The sequence below is a fragment of the Sporosarcina sp. P32b genome, assembly GCF_002743335.1.
Lineage (GTDB): Bacteria > Bacillota > Bacilli > Bacillales_A > Planococcaceae > Sporosarcina.
The window spans coordinates 104,961-122,085 of the sequence record NZ_PDZB01000004.1; the positions used below are offsets into that span (position 1 = coordinate 104,961).

At 41.5% G+C, this 17,125-nt stretch carries 17 protein-coding genes; 5 read left to right on the top strand and 12 right to left on the bottom strand.

What is annotated here, in order from left to right:
* The 4 genes from nhaC to CSV64_RS05095 are packed head-to-tail and all read right to left on the bottom strand — an operon-like array spanning position 1 to position 4,555.
* Complete coding sequence (gene nhaC / locus CSV64_RS05080) at positions 1-1,446, bottom strand: Na+/H+ antiporter NhaC (RefSeq protein WP_099633706.1); 1,446 nt, start codon at positions 1,444-1,446, stop codon at positions 1-3.
* Between the two features lie 35 nt (positions 1,447-1,481).
* Positions 1,482-2,387, bottom strand: coding sequence for a proline racemase family protein (locus tag CSV64_RS05085; protein ID WP_099633707.1), 906 nt, complete (start codon positions 2,385-2,387; stop codon positions 1,482-1,484).
* A 15-nt stretch (positions 2,388-2,402) separates the two neighbouring features.
* Complete coding sequence (locus CSV64_RS05090; RefSeq protein ID WP_099633708.1) at positions 2,403-3,422, bottom strand: proline racemase family protein; 1,020 nt, start codon at positions 3,420-3,422, stop codon at positions 2,403-2,405.
* A complete protein-coding gene (locus tag CSV64_RS05095) occupies positions 3,419-4,555 on the bottom strand; it encodes an NAD(P)/FAD-dependent oxidoreductase (protein WP_369823499.1) in 1,137 nt (378 codons plus the stop codon). The genes CSV64_RS05090 and CSV64_RS05095 overlap by 4 nt, the downstream gene beginning before the upstream one ends.
* Before the next feature lie 296 nt (positions 4,556-4,851).
* Between CSV64_RS05095 and CSV64_RS05100 the strand changes: the two genes are divergently transcribed.
* The 4 genes from CSV64_RS05100 to CSV64_RS05115 all read left to right on the top strand — a co-directional run bounded on the left by CSV64_RS05100 (position 4,852) and on the right by CSV64_RS05115 (position 8,454).
* A complete protein-coding gene (locus CSV64_RS05100) occupies positions 4,852-6,573 on the top strand; it encodes a sigma-54 interaction domain-containing protein (RefSeq protein WP_233190405.1) in 1,722 nt (573 codons plus the stop codon).
* Positions 6,574-6,639: 66 nt separating this feature from the next.
* A complete protein-coding gene (locus CSV64_RS05105) occupies positions 6,640-6,909 on the top strand; it encodes a (2Fe-2S)-binding protein (protein WP_099633709.1) in 270 nt (89 codons plus the stop codon).
* On the top strand, positions 6,906-7,247 hold the full coding sequence (locus CSV64_RS05110) for a (2Fe-2S)-binding protein (protein ID WP_099633710.1): 342 nt from the start codon (positions 6,906-6,908) through the stop codon (positions 7,245-7,247). Before CSV64_RS05105 ends, CSV64_RS05110 begins: the two co-directional genes overlap by 4 nt.
* Positions 7,237-8,454 carry an NAD(P)/FAD-dependent oxidoreductase gene (locus CSV64_RS05115; protein WP_099633711.1) on the top strand — a complete coding sequence of 406 codons (1,218 nt, stop codon included), beginning with the start codon at positions 7,237-7,239 and terminating at the stop codon, positions 8,452-8,454. Before CSV64_RS05110 ends, CSV64_RS05115 begins: the two co-directional genes overlap by 11 nt.
* Before the next feature lie 63 nt (positions 8,455-8,517).
* Here the strand turns inward: CSV64_RS05115 and CSV64_RS05120 are convergent, their stop codons facing one another.
* Both CSV64_RS05120 and CSV64_RS05125 read right to left on the bottom strand, forming a co-directional pair.
* Positions 8,518-10,029 (bottom strand): malate:quinone oxidoreductase, encoded by a 1,512-nt coding sequence (locus CSV64_RS05120; RefSeq protein ID WP_099633712.1) that lies wholly within the window; start codon positions 10,027-10,029, stop codon positions 8,518-8,520.
* Positions 10,030-10,277: 248 nt separating this feature from the next.
* Positions 10,278-11,471 (bottom strand): DUF4317 domain-containing protein, encoded by a 1,194-nt coding sequence (locus CSV64_RS05125; RefSeq protein WP_099633713.1) that lies wholly within the window; start codon positions 11,469-11,471, stop codon positions 10,278-10,280.
* 162 nt (positions 11,472-11,633) lie between these two features.
* Here CSV64_RS05125 and CSV64_RS05130 point away from each other — a divergent pair, with 162 nt between their 5' ends.
* On the top strand, positions 11,634-12,056 hold the full coding sequence (locus CSV64_RS05130) for an organic hydroperoxide resistance protein (protein WP_099633714.1): 423 nt from the start codon (positions 11,634-11,636) through the stop codon (positions 12,054-12,056).
* Between the two features lie 92 nt (positions 12,057-12,148).
* On the opposite strand, the gene CSV64_RS05135 is transcribed toward CSV64_RS05130, so the two are convergent.
* The 6 genes from CSV64_RS05135 to isdE all read right to left on the bottom strand — a co-directional run bounded on the left by CSV64_RS05135 (position 12,149) and on the right by isdE (position 17,087).
* Positions 12,149-12,898 carry an alpha/beta hydrolase gene (locus CSV64_RS05135; RefSeq protein ID WP_099633715.1) on the bottom strand — a complete coding sequence of 250 codons (750 nt, stop codon included), beginning with the start codon at positions 12,896-12,898 and terminating at the stop codon, positions 12,149-12,151.
* 19 nt (positions 12,899-12,917) lie between these two features.
* Complete coding sequence (locus CSV64_RS05140) at positions 12,918-13,538, bottom strand: NUDIX hydrolase (RefSeq protein ID WP_099633716.1); 621 nt, start codon at positions 13,536-13,538, stop codon at positions 12,918-12,920.
* 109 nt (positions 13,539-13,647) lie between these two features.
* Positions 13,648-14,421, bottom strand: a complete 774-nt coding sequence (gene srtB, locus CSV64_RS05145) for a class B sortase (RefSeq protein ID WP_099633717.1) — start codon at positions 14,419-14,421, stop codon at positions 13,648-13,650.
* An 11-nt stretch (positions 14,422-14,432) separates the two neighbouring features.
* Complete coding sequence (locus CSV64_RS05150) at positions 14,433-15,203, bottom strand: ABC transporter ATP-binding protein (RefSeq protein ID WP_099633718.1); 771 nt, start codon at positions 15,201-15,203, stop codon at positions 14,433-14,435.
* A gap of 6 nt (positions 15,204-15,209) precedes the next feature.
* Positions 15,210-16,175: a FecCD family ABC transporter permease gene (locus CSV64_RS05155; RefSeq protein WP_099633719.1), complete on the bottom strand. Its 966-nt coding sequence runs from the start codon at positions 16,173-16,175 to the stop codon at positions 15,210-15,212.
* Positions 16,176-16,208: 33 nt separating this feature from the next.
* Positions 16,209-17,087: a heme ABC transporter substrate-binding protein IsdE gene (gene isdE / locus CSV64_RS05160; RefSeq protein ID WP_099633768.1), complete on the bottom strand. Its 879-nt coding sequence runs from the start codon at positions 17,085-17,087 to the stop codon at positions 16,209-16,211.
* Positions 17,088-17,125 lie beyond the last annotated feature (38 nt).

A 17,125-nucleotide genomic window follows, 5' to 3' on the forward strand; every position in this document is an offset into this window, starting at 1 on the left:
TTAGTTAGTTACATTTCCTATTTCACTTATACCACTTACGCTACTTTCTTCACCTTCAAACTCTTGCTTATGCTCGCCAGGCTGGGTCCTCCAAATAAATTTGCCTGTAAACCCGTAAATAAGCGAGATGATAATGACTAAAAAATTAAACCATAAGAATGGTAGATAACTCATTGTGGATACTCCGAGTGCTGCAGCCATAAATACGCCACCATCCGACCAAGGAACCATAGCCGTAGTGACTGTTCCACCGGCTTCGGAGTTTCTTGATAGCACCCTGCGGTCGATATTCAATTTATCATAATTGTCGCCAGTAATTTTAGTGGCCGTAATCAATGAAACATAAGCTCCACCGAACGCGTTACCGAGAAGTCCAGCTAACATCGTGGTTACCGTTGCTTTACCCGGATTGTTTGCCCATTTGCCAAGGTAATTCCCTACTGCACGCAATACACCAATTCGCTCCATTAATCCACCTACACCTAGAGCAAAAATGATCAACGCGATTACATCTAGCATAAACACAATTCCGCCACGGTTTAATAAATTATCGATAAACGGTACGCCAGATTCAATCGTGTTACCCGCATACATAATATTGAATGCCTCGAGGAACGTCGCACCTTGGAACAAAAACGCCCAAATCGTTCCTAAAAATGCACCAAACAAAATAACGGGAATTGAGGGCATTTTGAATATCAATAATAAAATTACTACTGCTGCTGGAATTAACATAAACCAGCTAATATTGAAGTACTCTTCCAAAGAATCCATTGTGTTCAATGCTGCCGATAAATCTCCGCTCCCTTTGTAGAATAATCCTACAATCAAGAACAAGAAAGCCGAAATAATCCAAGCAGGTAGTGCGACCGTAAACATCGACTTAATATGGTCGATGAGATCAACTTTTGACAATGACGCTGTCATAACCGTTGTATCAGAAAGCGGTGACATTTTATCCCCTACATAACAACCTGAGATAACAGCACCTGCAACAAGCGGTAATGGGAATCCGAAACTTGCACCAATTGCCATCATCGCAATTCCAGCAGTTCCTGCGGATCCAAAAGAAGTTCCTGTAGCAATCGATGTTACCGTACATATAATGAATGCCGCCAATAAGAAAATACTTGGATTAATAATTGATAATCCGTAATAGATAATGGAAGGAACAATCCCTCCTGCAATCCAAGTACCAATTAATGCACCCACTGAAGTTAATACGATGACGGCTTCTAGACCATCATTCACGCCACTCAATAAACCATCCTGCATTTGCTTATAGCTATAGCCAATCTTTAATCCTAATCCTATAATCAGGAACCAAGTCGTCAAGAGCGCCAGATGAATGGATATGCCGAATACGACAATAAATGTCACCATAATTGCTCCAAATCCGATTAGCACAAACAATACTTCGGCCAAACTGGGTAATCTCTTCTCCATTTTAAAACCCCCTGTGGTTTTACTAGACGTGGCTTTTAAGCTAAGATAAATCCTTTCGGTAATGGATCTTCAGGATCAAGAATGAATTCATGCGAGCCCGTTATGTAAGGCACGCCCTCCACCGTGAATATGCCCCTATCGCCTGGCACTAATTGAATGTCAATCTTGCTATCGAAAATACTCTGATTGCTCAATGAACCTATAGTACGCTGCTCATTTACTGCCAAAGCGATGGTGCTTTCGATTCCCGGTGAGCGTAATATATAGCCGTCCTGTTCAAAAGTAACCGAACGATACTCGTGTTCTGTAAGTTGTTCCTTCAAGATCACGCCATCAAAAGCCTTCTGTTGTGACTTCAACTCTTTTACTTGTACTGCCCCCCACTCCAATATCTCTGATAACTGTCCCAATTGAAGCGATTTAATAGAAGCTGGTAATGAATATACATAGAACATATGCCCACTCGTGAGCTTTACACAAGAAGCTTCTGAATCATTCTCCACCATCTTTCCTTCTGCTACTTCCATCCGTACAGCAGTTACTTCCTGTTGCTCTACAACCGCTTTCACACGCCATACACCGTGAACCGTTTCCACTGTATACTGACCGTCTTTCTTCCGTTGCAAATGCCCTATTTCTAGTAGTGCTGCTGTGGTAGCAAGAAGTGCTTCGTATTTAAAATTAATCGCCTCTTGATGATGAAGAAACAATAACTGATAATCCGCTACGGCTGAAGCACCTACAATACAACCATTCATTCCACGGTGTCCTCGAGGTTCATTCAACAATAAATTCTTTTCAGCATCAAAGTGGCTTTCTAATTTCTTTTGATTGCTCAGCGCATCCAGGCTTTCAAAGTTAAAAGGTGAATGCACAATTATACGGTAAGCTTCTCCAAACACCTGTGTGTCCATCGTACGGAACATTCTTTGTAGATTCATTCAGCTATCCCACCTTCAATGGTCCATTGGCGGAATGAGAAGGTACCCTTCCCGCAAAGGATCTTTTTCGTTGTAGTAAAAGCGGTGCATTCCCATAATCCATGCAGAGCCAGTAACCTCAGGAATGACTCCGGCAACACCGCCAACCGTTATTTCTTCTAGAATACGTGCAGTAAATAATGTTCCGACGATACTTTCATAAACAAAACATTCATCTACCTTCAACTCGTTTTTACTATGCAATGTCGCAAGTTTTGCAGAAGTCCCTGTACCGCATGGTGAGCGGTCGATGCCACCTGGAGGTACAATTACCGTGTTTTTTAGATCTGCTTCCGGATGAGTGGGATTAGTATAGAACTCGATATGGGTTAACCCATTAATGAAAGGAAACTCAGGATGAACAATTTCCTGTGTTGCATTGATTGCATTACGTATCTTAATTCCTTTACTAATGAGCGATGCTCCATTTTCTTTCGTCAGCTGAAGGTCTAGCGACCGGGCATCAATAATGCCATAAAAGTTACCACCGTAAGCGATTTCACAAACAATATGACCCACATCCTCTACTTCCAACTCTACAGTTTTCAATAAGAAGGAAGGTACATTGACGAATGTAACCTCCTTCGCCACGCCTTTTTCTACTTTCACGGTAACATCCACTAAACCGGCAGGTGTATCCACTTTGATCATCGTATAGGGCTCTTTCACTTCTATCATGCCAGTTTCAATCAGCGCGGTGCAGAAACCGATAGTGTCATGACCACACATCGGCAAATACCCACCCGTTTCAATATAAATGACACCCACATCTGCTTCCGGATGACAGGGATCTGTCATAATTGCTCCTGACATGACACCGTGTCCGCGCGGTTCATTCATCAGGAACTTACGTATCCAGTCATACTCCTTCTGCATGTAAAGCATTTTTTCAGACATCGTCTGACCTTGTAAAGGTGGCATACCGCTAATCAGCGTACGGGTTGGGTTTCCTCCGGTATGTGTATCTATCGTCGTAAACATCCGTTGGTACTTCATGAATGTACAACCTCCTGTCGAAAACGACCGAGACTTAACGGTTCAATAGGTATGCACGTTTCCTTATCGCTTAGCATTTCTTCTATTAACTTTCCAGTAACCGCCGCTAGGCTTATTCCATCACCTTCATGACCTGCTGCAATATAATAACCAGGAATCTCATCTACTCTTGAAATGATCGGTAAATGGTCTTCTGTCCAAGGTCGTAAACCTGCATACGTCCGAATGACGGTCATGTCGGCCATCTGAGGATAGAAGCGCAATGCACGCTTGGCGATTTGTCGAATAACTTTATAATCTACTTTTGTATTAAAGCCGACAAATTCACGACTGCTGCCAATTAAAAAGTTCTGTGCTTCCGTAGGTTCAAAGACAAGTGCCACACCGTACTTTTCCGTAAGCAGATCTACTGAACGTTCGCCACCAAACTTCGAAATTAAGTATCCGAACTCCATGACTTTCCGTAATCCGACAGGCTGTTGTCTGGATGCGACAATTAATTGCCCTTTTCTTGGTACAATCGGTATATTCAAACCTAACATCTGTCCAATCAATGGCGCCCAGACACCCGCCGCATTAACTACGCGCTTGGCGGTAAATTGCCCTTTTGTCGTTTCAATTAAAAACTCACCTGAAACATTCCGTGACATACTCGTTACTTCCGTATTTTTATGAATAATTGCCCCTTGCTTTTCAGCACTGTGGAACATGGAGAATGTCATCATATATGGATTAACGGTAGAATCCGTCTTGCATTCCAATCCACCGTACAAGTCATCTGCAAAGTATTTCGATTCATTTCGTAAGTCTTGACGGTCGAGCATCTTGAAACTTAAACCCGCTTCCACTTGCTTTGATACCCATTGATTTGCTGCTTCCATCTCTGCATCATTCTCACAAACTAAAATACTTCCTGGATTGCGGTATTCAAATGAAAGCTCCAAATCTTTATCTAATTGATGAACCAGTTCCTGGCTTTTCAAAGACATTTGACTGTCGAAACCGGGATCTTTATCAATCGCCAGTATATTTCCATCACATTTTGAGGAAGTGCCACTCGCCAGTTCACTCTTTTCAAGCACTGTAATTTCCAAGCCTGCTTTAGAACCGTAGTATGCAATGGCGGCTCCCATAATCCCCCCGCCAATTACAACGATATCGCTATGTTGTATTCCTATCACAAGACTCCTCCTCTCGATTATTTATTCACTTTTATATAATGCAAGAACCATGCCAACTTTATAATTTGACAGTTATGTGACAGTTAATTATCCATATAAACCTTAAAACATGGTAGCGCTTTCTATTCTCGTAATATTCTATAATTATTTACTTTTAAGGAGTAGTTCACTGTAACTATTGAATCTTCAGATAAAATGTGTAAAGTATTGTATACACTGTATAAAATACTGACATTGGAGTGACCAAAATGTTGAAATATATTCACAACTTCATTACAGATATTATGGAAAAAGACTTTCTTATTATTAACGGAAAAACAAACGAAGAAATGATTAAAGAACTTATGAAACGCACTCCATCTACACAGCTGTTTATTCAACAAGCACAGGATTACCTCCATGTACGCATGCACAAAAACGAAATCTGTTACGAAAACTCCCCCATTCTTTCTCTAGATATACCAATCAGTGACGTATCCAAGAAGTTTTCCCATGTCGAATTCTTATTATGTCGTAACACGTATGGTGAAATTACAGGTTATATCAAAGCTGAACGTTTTATTGATAAGTTAATAGAAGAACATGAAAAGACTCTGTCGTATTTACAGACTGTCCTTCATACAATCGACGAATCATGCACTGTGATTGATCAAGATGCCAATGTATTGTACTGGACCAAAGGAGCCGAGTCTTTATTCTCTCTTAAAGAAAAAGATGTAATAGGTAAACCCATTACAGACTTCTTTGATACGAAGCATTTAGAGATACTACATACATTGCAAACTGGTTCCTCAGTGCGTCACTCGCAGCATCATGCACGTAGGGATCTCGTTGTGCTGATCAACTCCAACCCTATTTATCACAGGGATCGTATAATTGGAGCCGTCGTGTCAGAAACCGATATAACAAGCCAAATCCGAATGAATGATGAGCTGTACGCGACTTCCGAAAAACTGTTTTTGCTCGAAGAAGAGGTACGGAAAAATGCAGCCAGCCACAGTCCTTTTGATTATATAAAAGGAAATAGCGATAGGTTGCAACAGACAATTGAAGTTACTAAAAAGGCGGCTACTACAGACGCTAGTATTTTACTCTATGGAGAAAGCGGTGTAGGGAAGGAGCTATTCGCGAAGGCTATCCATAATCTAAGAGAGTCGCAGAACGCACCATTCGTCGCCATAAACTGTGGGGCAATACCTGAGAGTCTATTTGAAAGTGAAATATTCGGCTATGAAAAGGGGGCATTTTCAGGCGCTGACCAGCGAGGGAAAAAGGGAAAGATTGAATTAGCCAGAGGAGGTACCCTTCTATTAGATGAAGTAGGAGAAATGCCGCTTGATATGCAGGTGAAATTCCTACGAGTCCTTCAAGAGCGTAGATACTATTCAGTAGGTGGTACGAAGGAGATTGAAGCTGACTTCCGCATTGTCGCCGCAACGAACCGTGACTTACGGGAGCTCGTAAGCGAAGGTGCTTTCAGAGAAGACTTATATTACCGCCTGAATGTTGTCAATGTTAAAATTCCTGCACTACGCGAACGGGCAGAAGATATCATTGAGCTGACACATTACTTCCTTTATGAATTCTCTGTTAAGTACAATCGGCAAATTAATAGTGTTTCGCAAGTAGTTATGCAAGCACTCCTACAACATAACTGGCCAGGGAATATTCGGGAACTCCGTAACGCTATTGAACGCCTAGTCGTATTCTCTGATAATGGCCTCGTTAATGTTCAAGATCTCCCCTCTGAAGTCATTGAAAATACCAATTCACTGCCCGTGGCCAATATAGCAAAACCTGTTCAGACAGAAATTGCACCACTAACGGAGCAGATAAAGAATTTTGAACGCAAGTTGATTGTGCAGGAGTTAGAAAAGACAAGTGGAAATAAACTACAGTGTGCAAAAAATCTGGAGATCACCCGTGCTACTCTGTACAATAAAATGCACAAATTAGACATACCTTTCTAAAGAATTTTCCATTGGCACGATTCTTGCATATTAGTTAAGCAGTAAACTAGCAAGGAGTGAACATACATGTCCGAAAAAGATATAATTATTTGCAGATGCGAAGAAGTAACTTACTCCGAATTAAAAGAAACAGCGAGAAAATTTCAATGCACACCAAGGGAACTTAAATTACGTACGCGTGCAGGTATGGGCTATTGTGGAGGAAGAACATGCCGCAATGCAGTAGACAGCATTGCGCTTGAAAGTACAGAACGGAACGAATCCCAAATTTCATTAAAGTATCAACCGCCAATTAGACCCGTAAGTTTCGGCAAGTTAGGGGAGGTTATTGAATGAGCCAGCGAATCATAAACCACCCGGTACTAGGAAAACTGGATGAATCACAAACTATTACATTTACATTCAACGATGTAGAATACAGTGCGCTTCAAAACGAATCAATTGCTGCCGCTCTACTGGCTAACGGAATAAGAACGTTACGCCATCATGAAGAAAGTGGTTCCCCTAGAGGGATTTACTGCAATATTGGTCACTGCTTTGAATGCCGAGTAACCGTAGACGGTGTACAAGGGGAACGAGCTTGTCTGACACCGCTCACACAAGGAATGAAAGTCGTCAGCGGCGGTAAACTACAGACTGACGTACGTGATTGGAGGGCCAATCATGGAAAATAAAACAATCATCATCGGTGCAGGTCCGGCCGGTTTGACAGCAGCCATCACAATTGCTTCACGCGGTCACAGTGTAGTGGTTATCGATGAATATATGAAACCGGGCGGACGATTACTCGGTCAACTATACGAAGAACCTAACGGCAACTGGTGGAATGGTATTGTAGAATCCGATAAATTGCATCAACAAGCGAAGAAACTGGGTGTCGATATCAAGCTTCACACGCCCGTTTCCAACATCGAAGTTCAAGACGGAATTTGGAGTGTCCATACGGATGTAGAAATTCATGAAACTACTCATTTACTACTAGCAACAGGCGCTGCAGAAAATCCTCTTCCGATTAAGGGATGGACCCTTCCAGGCGTCATGTCAGTCGGAGCTGCACAAGTCATGACCAATGTTCATCGTGTTAAGCCAGGAGAGCGCGGAGTCATTATCGGAGTGAACGTCTTATCATCGGCAATTGCAATGGAACTGAAAATGGCGGATATTGATATCGCTTGTATCACATTACCTGTTTCCAATACCGTCAATGAAAAGTTCGGACAGCCATTAGAAGTGATGAACTCACTTCTGCATGTTTCGCATATGGCACCCTCTGCATTTATTAAAATGGGAAGTAAATTGATGAAAAATGACTTTTTCAAACAACTCGGAATTACATTCTTCCCTAAAAATGGTGTGAAAATGTGGGATATACCAATAATGTTACGAAAAGCAGTCACAGAAATAATTGGTGACGGACAAGTCGAAGGCGTGAAGATCTCTACAATTAATCCAGCCGGTGAAGTAATTCCTGGTACCGAAGAGATTATTGGAGCAGATTTCGTGTGCATCGCCGGCGGACTCTACCCACTAGCGGAATTGGCAGCTGTTGCTGGATGTCCTTTCTATCACATAGAAGAGCTAGGCGGTTATGTCCCATTGCATAACGAACGCATGGAATCCACCCTTCCTGGACTTTATGTAGCGGGAAACATCACGGGTATTGAAGGAGCTAAAGTTGCCATGTGCCAGGGACAAACTGCAGGTCTCTCTATTGCAAACAACTTAGAGAACGGCATACTAGAAAAGGAGTTGGTTTCCTCGATACAGCATACTGAGCATACAAGAGAGAATGCTTATATTCAATTTCATCCTGAAATCGCACATGGTAAGGATAAACTTAAGTTGTATTGGGATGAGTACAATGCGGCAGTGACAAAATAATTTTTTAAACAAAAACGCACTACTACGAAATACATCGTAGTAGTGCGTTTATAATTCTAACTATTAGTTACGAACTGCTTCTTTCTCTAGCTCATTTTCAGTTAACTTCAATATCTTGGAAGTAGAAGCATGCATGTCCTTCAATAATTCAGGATGCTCTGCTAATGCTTTACCATATGAAGGAATCATTTCTTTCAACTTCGGCTCCCAATCACTTACTTGTCCTGGGAAGCACTTGTTAATAAGATCCAGCATAACTGCTACTGCAGTAGATGCTCCTGGAGATGCTCCAAGTAATGCTGCAATGGAACCATCCTGATCTGTTACAAGCTCTGTGCCAAATTGAAGCGTACCTTTGCCTTTTGGAGTATCTTTAATGACTTGTACACGTTGACCTGCAGTCCATAGATCCCAATCTTCGCTTTTCGCGTCTGGGATGAAATCACGCAGTTCATTGATACGTTGTTCTTTTGTTTGTACTACTTGTTCTACCAAGTATTTAGTCAATGGCATATTCTTTGCACCACATGCTAGCATAGTCGTTAAGTTATTCGGTTTCACTGAACCAATAAGATCCATCATAGATCCTTCTTTTAAGAACTTCGGTGTGAAGCCCGCGAACGGTCCGAATAGCAAGGACTTTTCACCATCAATATAGCGAGTATCTAAGTGTGGAACAGACATTGGTGGTGCACCCACTTTTGCTTTTCCGTATACTTTCGCATGATGTTTTGCAATGACGTCTGGATTTTTGCAGACCATGAAGACACCACTGATTGGGAATCCACCGATATGTTTACTTTCAGGTATACCTGTTTTCTGTAGTAATGGAAGACTTCCGCCTCCGCCACCAATGAAAACAAATTTAGTTTTATGGAATTCAAGCTTACCGTCTTTATTATTCTTTATTCTTAATTCCCATTCGCCATCACTTGTACGTTTGATATCTTCTACTTGATGCCCGTAGTTTACATCAACGCCCACTTTTTGCATGTGCTCGATTAACATACGAGTCAATGCACCAAAGTTTACGTCTGTACCTGTATCGATTTTTGTTGCAGCAATTGCTTCATCCACAGTACGGTCTTTCATGATCAACGGAATCCATTCTTTTAGTTTTTCCGGATCTTCGGAAAACTCCATTCCTTCGAATAGTGGATTTGCTGTCATCGCTTCAAAGCGTTTCTTCAAATACGTCACATTGTCTTCACCTTGTACAAGACTCATGTGTGGCAGTGGCATAATAAATTGTTCAGGATCTTTGATCAAATTTTTCTCTACTAAATGTGACCAAAACTGCATAGATAACTGGAACTGTTCATTAACTTTAACCGCTTTTGCGATATCTACAGTCCCATCTGGTCTTTCGGAAGTGTAGTTCAGTTCACACAATGCTGCGTGTCCTGTTCCCGCATTATTCATCTCATGCGAACTCTCTTCCCCAGCTTTATCTAGTTTCTCGAATAACGAGATATTCCAGTCAGGCGCTAATTCTTTAAGCATTGTTCCTAGCGTTGCACTCATAATTCCGGCACCAATTAATATAACATCTGATTTAGTTTGTCTATTACTCATTTTGACCTTCCTTATATGTGAAATTTACAGAAACGTAAATGTTCCTAAATAAGGCGTCACAGCATACATGGCGCGTACTAGGAGCACTTTATTCTGTCTCATGTTTAACCATACATCTACTACCATCTTTTCTAGTATACATCAAATATAACTAGGTTTAAAGGGACTTGTTTATTTGTCAGAATAAAGCCAGTAATGTGTCGAATTTTTGAACTTCTTCACTTGTTAGATTTAATTAATGACTGTTTTTATGTCAATAAATCTTCCGAAATCACTTTGAATCCTTCAATAATTGTGTCCTCTTCTACTTCAATCAAAATACATTGCTTGCCATCATAGTTCACTTGCTTCACATACTTTAAGTCTTGTGGACTGATTGAAATATTTGCTACTTTGGTTTCGATCTTAATCGACTTCGACGTATAGCTTGGTACGATGTGAGTTGCTTTCATTTCATAAGAGGTGTCGTCCACTACAGTCTGGAAAGCCGTTTCTACAGCTTCTGTATTCACATAATCGACGCCGCTCATTTTCAACACACGCTCTACTTGCTTCGCATCAATTGCAGGTGGTTCTTCCGGTTCTTCTTCTTCGTCATCCGCTACAGTTAATCGGTAGATAGCTTCATATACATTTCCTAATGTTTCCGTATCTACTTCACCACCGACTACTTGTTTGACGATTTCCTCGAAAACAGCCTTATCGTCCGCAGCAGTGACCACTTCTTCTCCATTCAGAACATTCTCTATGAATGCATAATCTGGCTTATTCGCTCTACCAGCAGCATACAACACATGATTTACATCAGCTGAGTTGTCTGTAAAGCAAGGGAATAAAAAGCCGCCTATCGGTGACGCAAGATTAATGATAGGATCGAGCATCGTATTCGATTTGAATTCACGCTCTTGGAAATCAAATACGATGGAGCGCTTCGGCAAGTCCGTATGATTCATACTGCACAGAATAAACGGTGTCGTAAACACTTCATCCCGCATATCAATTTCTGTTTCTTCACTGTTACGCTTAGTCTTTTTAAAGTAGTTTCCACGAATAAATGTCACAACGAGATCCTTTTCATATTGGATATCTTTCACCATTTTTAGTGCTAGATGTTGCATCTCTTCTTTCCAATCCTCGGTTTCTTCCACCTGCAACCCATCATACAAAAGCTTTTGTGCGTGACCCTCGTTATTCTCTTCAGTCTGACGTTCAAACTTCACTTCAAATAACTTCATGCCTAGTTTACCACCTAGCACCTTTTTGAAGTTCGTCATGAACAATTCTTGTTGCTCACGGTCTAGCAATGCAAAAGCCTGACTCTCTTCGTGGTAGATCTCACTACTTTCCTGCCTAATATAGACATGGTAAATATCAGTAATCGTCAAAAGATCTGTATCTAATTTAAATCGTTTACGAATATCTGCAATATCATTTTTGTTCATATCGTGTTCCCACTTCCTAACTAATTTAACTAAACGTATTGACTACGTTAGATGACGTTACCATACACGAGCATAAAAGATTATAGAATTCACACATAATTATCCAATATTCGGGTACACAATGAAGTGAGACTAAAAAATTAGATAAGGGGTAGTGATTTCATGTCAGAAAAATTATTTACATCCACAGCAACTGCTAACGGAGGAAGAGAAGGCCATGTAGTTTCCTCCGACAAAGTAGTCGAATTCGATACGGCAATGCCGGGTACAAAAAGAGCGAAAGAATTAGAGAACTCTACTAACCCTGAGCAATTATTCGCTGCAGGTTATGCAGCTTGTTTCGACAGCGCACTTCAACTTGTCGCAAGCAAAGAACGCGTTAAGTTTTCATCAGAAGTTACAGCAAACGTCAGCCTGTGCAAAGATGAAACAGACGGCGGCTTCAAACTAGAAGTTGATTTACAAGTAACTGGTACAGATATCGAAAAGGCTCAACTAGAAGAACTAGTTGAAAAAGCACACCACGTCTGCCCATATTCCAAAGCAACTAGAGGCAATATTGAAGTGACACTAACAGTACTTTAATTTCATAGTCTAAAAATAACGCTATAGGCTGTGCTGGAAATCGTGAAGACACGACCTCTAGCACAGCCTTTTAATTCAGCAGAAGATACTTTCTACTTTTTCAAACCCTCAATTAATTCCACAATCGCAGCAGAAGTCTGCATCATCTGCTCTTCATTCGATATAGTGGCTTTACCGTCACCCTTCTGCTCACCATAATCACCAAAACCTGCATGATTACCGCCCTCTATCTCGATGAACTTCGCATTTTCAGGCATACTAGATTTGGCTGCCTGAATGGCTTTCGCATCTGCCACCTCATCCCGACTCGCCGAAATCGACAAAATATCCACCGACGTTTCACTCAAATCCGTATGACTCCCAGGATAAGAAGCCAGCAGCACGAGCGCGGAAATCTTTTCATGACGGGATGCATAATCCGATGCCGTCACGCCGCCTAAAGAGTGACCGCCTATTAACCATGTATCTATTTCAGGATGATTACGTATTACCTTATCTGCTCGATCAGGCGAGAATATGGCCATCTTGAGCGGCAAGTGAGGAATGATTACAGTATAGCCTTGTTTAGCAATTTCCTTGGCCAATGGTGCGTATGCTTCAGCTTCTACTTTTGCCCCTTGATAGAAAATAAAACCTATATTTTTCTTATTTGAAGTAGGTTCAAACACCAGCTCTTTACCATTCTCAACGGTTACATCTGAATCTGATGGTATATTTTCTTTCGCGTAAGCCTGCGCGGTATAATAAGAACTAGCGAATAGGAAGAAACCAACTGCACTCATTAACAGGAGAATTGCTAGCCCGACGAACAGCTTGAATTTCCACGTCCTCTTTTGTTTCATACTTGATCCTCATTCCGGTTTATTTCTTCACGATATCAATGAAATGTTTTAACACTCTAGCCGTTAATCCCCAAACTGTATAATTACCATATTCATAAAACCATTCTTCAAGCGAATGACTTCTGAACTTATACTGGTCTCCGTTCATAATTTTTTCAAAAGGGAAATTATCTGGCGGGGCTATTTCAATCGATACCAAATGCATATATGGCTCATGTTCCATCAGCCATTTGAGCGGAATGGTAAACACCTCTTCCACTTCTTCTTTATTATAACTTCGAATAATTTCATGATAGTCAATGACCGCCACAAACGGATAGACGACGAATGAAGGCGATGCAATATATGGGCTTAACTCCTCTATCATCTGTACCGTCTTCGGATCAATTCCGAGCTCTTCATGCGTCTCCCGTAAAGCTGCTTCCATAGGTGATGCATCCGTTATGTCGATTTTTCCACCAGGGAAACTGATGTCGCCCGGCTGTTTCCTCATCGTGAAAGCACGTACCTCAAACAGCACATGCCATTCGCCTTCCGCTTCTACTAATGGAATAATTACAGCGGAACGGAACGCAGTATCTTCTCCAATGAATAAAGATTTATTTTCATACAATTTATTTTGCAGTCGATCCAAGTCCATGAAGTCCCCCACCTCATCGTTTTATCCTATCGTATCATTACCAGACGAATCGTTAAAGAAATTAAAGGAGCTACCCTGTAAGAGCAACTCCTCATTCTATCCATATACGTTAGCGCTTCACTAATTTGCCTTGCACTACATAGCGTTTATCTTTACTATTCACCGAGTTATTGCAAGTCGATAATGTAACAATTCGATCTTCCGCCCCTACTTCAACTGGCATATCAATCAGAGAACGTGACTCGACTTCCCCGAGAAATTCTGAAAATTTTTCGGTCGTCTGAAAGTCTGTCTCAATATAATAAAAGTCGATCGTCGTTTCGTATGCTGCAAACACTTCAATATCATACCCCTCATACAATGTATCCATGTAAATAACCGGATGTTCATCTGCATAGTCTTGATCACCAAATTTCTTCAAGCTACCAAACATCGTATCGTTTCTCATCGCATGACCATAAAGGACCGTGTTGTGGCTCATATTCGTAATATCATTCCGGTAGTCCATGAAGACACTGCCTGCACGACTACTTTCTCGTGCGAAGTTACGATTTAAATAAAAGTCGTTGTCTGTAGCCTGCAAGATGGGGTTATGCAAATTGGTACCTTCCACTGAAATCCAACCCACGATATCTTGATTCACTTTATTTAATTCTTCAAACTGTGGACGCATCGAATCATCTTCCAAGAGATCTTCTTTGGCGTCTCCCGTTACCGCAACCTGAGCTGTATTTTCTAACGCCGTCTCATACATCTCTTGCGTTTCCTTCAATGAGCTGGCTGATTCCACGTATGTATATACATACTGCACGAGTAAATAGCCTGAGTAGAGAAAGACTGCCAGATAAATGAAAGGCATCAGTTTCGACAGGCGTTTTTTCATCAGCTTACCTCCTAAATACCAAGCGACATCATATAAAGACCTAATTCGTCATCTTCCTTGAAGATAGCGTTGACTCCATATACTTCTTTGATGATATCCTTTGTAATGATTTCACGCGGCGGACCTTCTGCAATGATTCGACCATTCTTCATCATAATAATCTCATCACTGTATCGAATCGCCTGATTGATATCATGCAACACCATGACAATCGTCAATCCATAGTCTTCATTTAGTGATTTCACGAGCTCCAATAATTCAATCTGATAATATATATCCAAATAAGTTGTTGGTTCATCCAGGCACAGTATTTCTGACTGTTGTGCCAGTGCCATCGCAATCCATACACGCTGACGCTCTCCACCCGATAATGCTTCTAAGTCATTATGGCGTTTGTCAGTTAGATTCGTCACGGATAACGCCCAATCTATAGCCTTACGATCCTCTTCCTGGTTCCGCTGTAATAACGTTTTATGTGGCAACCGACCAAAGCTGACTAGTTTTTCAATCGTCAAATCTTTTGGCACTTCATTCTGCTGATACACAATCGCTAATTTCTTCGCAAATTCTTTTGGCTTAAACATCACTAAATCACGATTCTCCAGTGAAGCCGTTCCTGAAGTCGGCATATTACTTCGTGAAAGTACACTGAGTAATGTCGATTTTCCACAACCATTCGGCCCGATGATTGTCGTCACTTTCCCTTTAGAAATAGACGTCGAGACATCATCCAAGTGATTGGTGATATTATCATGCGATACAATAATGCGCTTCATTTCCATAATAGGTCACTCTTTTCGCAGTAAGAATATTAAGAACGGTCCACCGATGATCGCCATCAGCGTCGAAGCAGGTATTTCAAGCGGAGCCACAATCGTTCTACCGAGCGTGTCAGCCAGCAAGATAATCAACGCCCCTAAAAGCGCTGTGAACGGTATGAGCACCTTATGGTCATAGCCAACTAATCTGCGGGCAATATGCGGTACAAGTAATCCGACGAATGAGATCACACCCGCCACTACGACCGAAATCGCTGCTAATAAAACTGCCACTGCCGCAATGAGTAAACGGGCACGCGCGACATGAAAGCCAATACTTTTTGCCGTCTTATCTTGTAGCACTAATAAATTACACCAGCTATACAATGCAAATGCCAGAACCAATCCGATAGTTCCATATGTCGCAATGGTCGATACATCGCTCCACGTACGCATCGTTAAATTCGAACCAATCACACTTGAGGCTGAGACATTCAACGAACCCCCAAAGCTAATAAACGCTTCGGTGAGACCTGTGAACATCGCGTTAATCGCAATTCCCACAAGAATTAATTTTAACGGGCTAAGACCTGATTTCCATGACAATGCAAAGACGAGAAAACAAGCGAAAGCCCCACCCATAAACGCAAATAAAGGCGTCATGAAAAAGAGCGCCGGAAAGAACGAAATAATGAATAACTGCACAAATGCCGCACCGGAAGATATCCCGATAATCCCCGCATCCGCAAGGGGGTTACGCATGACAGACTGCAACAAGACACCCGATACCGACAATGCCGCGCCTGCAAAAATTGCCACTATCATTCGTGGAAAGCGCAAGTCACGAATTGCTTCTATCTGACTGTTGTCCTGTTCAAAAAGCGCACCGAAAAATTCAAAGAATCCCATTTTAATACTGCCTGTCGTAGCCGAATATACGATGGTTACAACAAGCAGCAGGGAAACGATTACATAACTAGCAATTCTTTTTCTCATGACGGCCTTCCTTTTCAAATGAAATTCATCGAGTTATCGATAGAAAATCTTCATTAGCTCACTTAATGCTTCAGGTACTTGCAATGAAGCCGTTGTGCCGAATAGCTCTTCTTCCAAGTCATAGACTTTACCATTTTTCACCGCGTCAAAATGCTTCCATACATCATTTGTTTGAAACTCTTCATTAAACATTTCCACGACCTCATCTGGCATACCATGCGATAAACGTAAGATAATATCTGGATTACTATTATGAAGATACTCAGTATTGGACGATAAGTACTCAGGATCCTGACCTTCCATGACATTTGTTCCACCCGCACGTTTTACGAGATCACCCGCATAGGAGTTTTCCGTCGCGACTAAGTAACTGCCTGGGATACCTAATAATATCAATACACTTGGTCCTTTACGATTTGCCGCCACTACTTCGGCCGCTTCAATCTTTTTCTGTAAGTCCCCTACTAATTTATCCGCTTGAGTTGTACGATCATAGCGCTCTCCAAGACCTTGGATTTCTTGTATCATCGAGTCCACACTTTGGAAGTTTAAAAATGTTGTCGGGATATTCAATTGTTCAAATCCCGCTTCGAGGTCATATTCCAATGTAGATACGGATAAAAAATCTGTTGGATCCATTGACTTCACAATTTCCATATCCGGTGTCATAGCATTACCGATAGTTGGAAGCCCATCAAAGCGGCTCGCCATTTGTTTTTCTGTTTCAGGAATGGCGATGGCATCTATATCTAACTTATCTAGAATGTCTGCGATGACTACAGTGCCCGCAATAATTCGCTGATCACTAGTTTCTGCGGTTTCACTTTTCTCCGCAGTATCTGCTAAAACAGCTTTCTCTTCTTTATCATTGCCGCACCCTGCGATTATTGCTGCTGTCATAACTGCCAACATTAGCAATACATATCTCCACTTTTTTTGCACGATGTAAT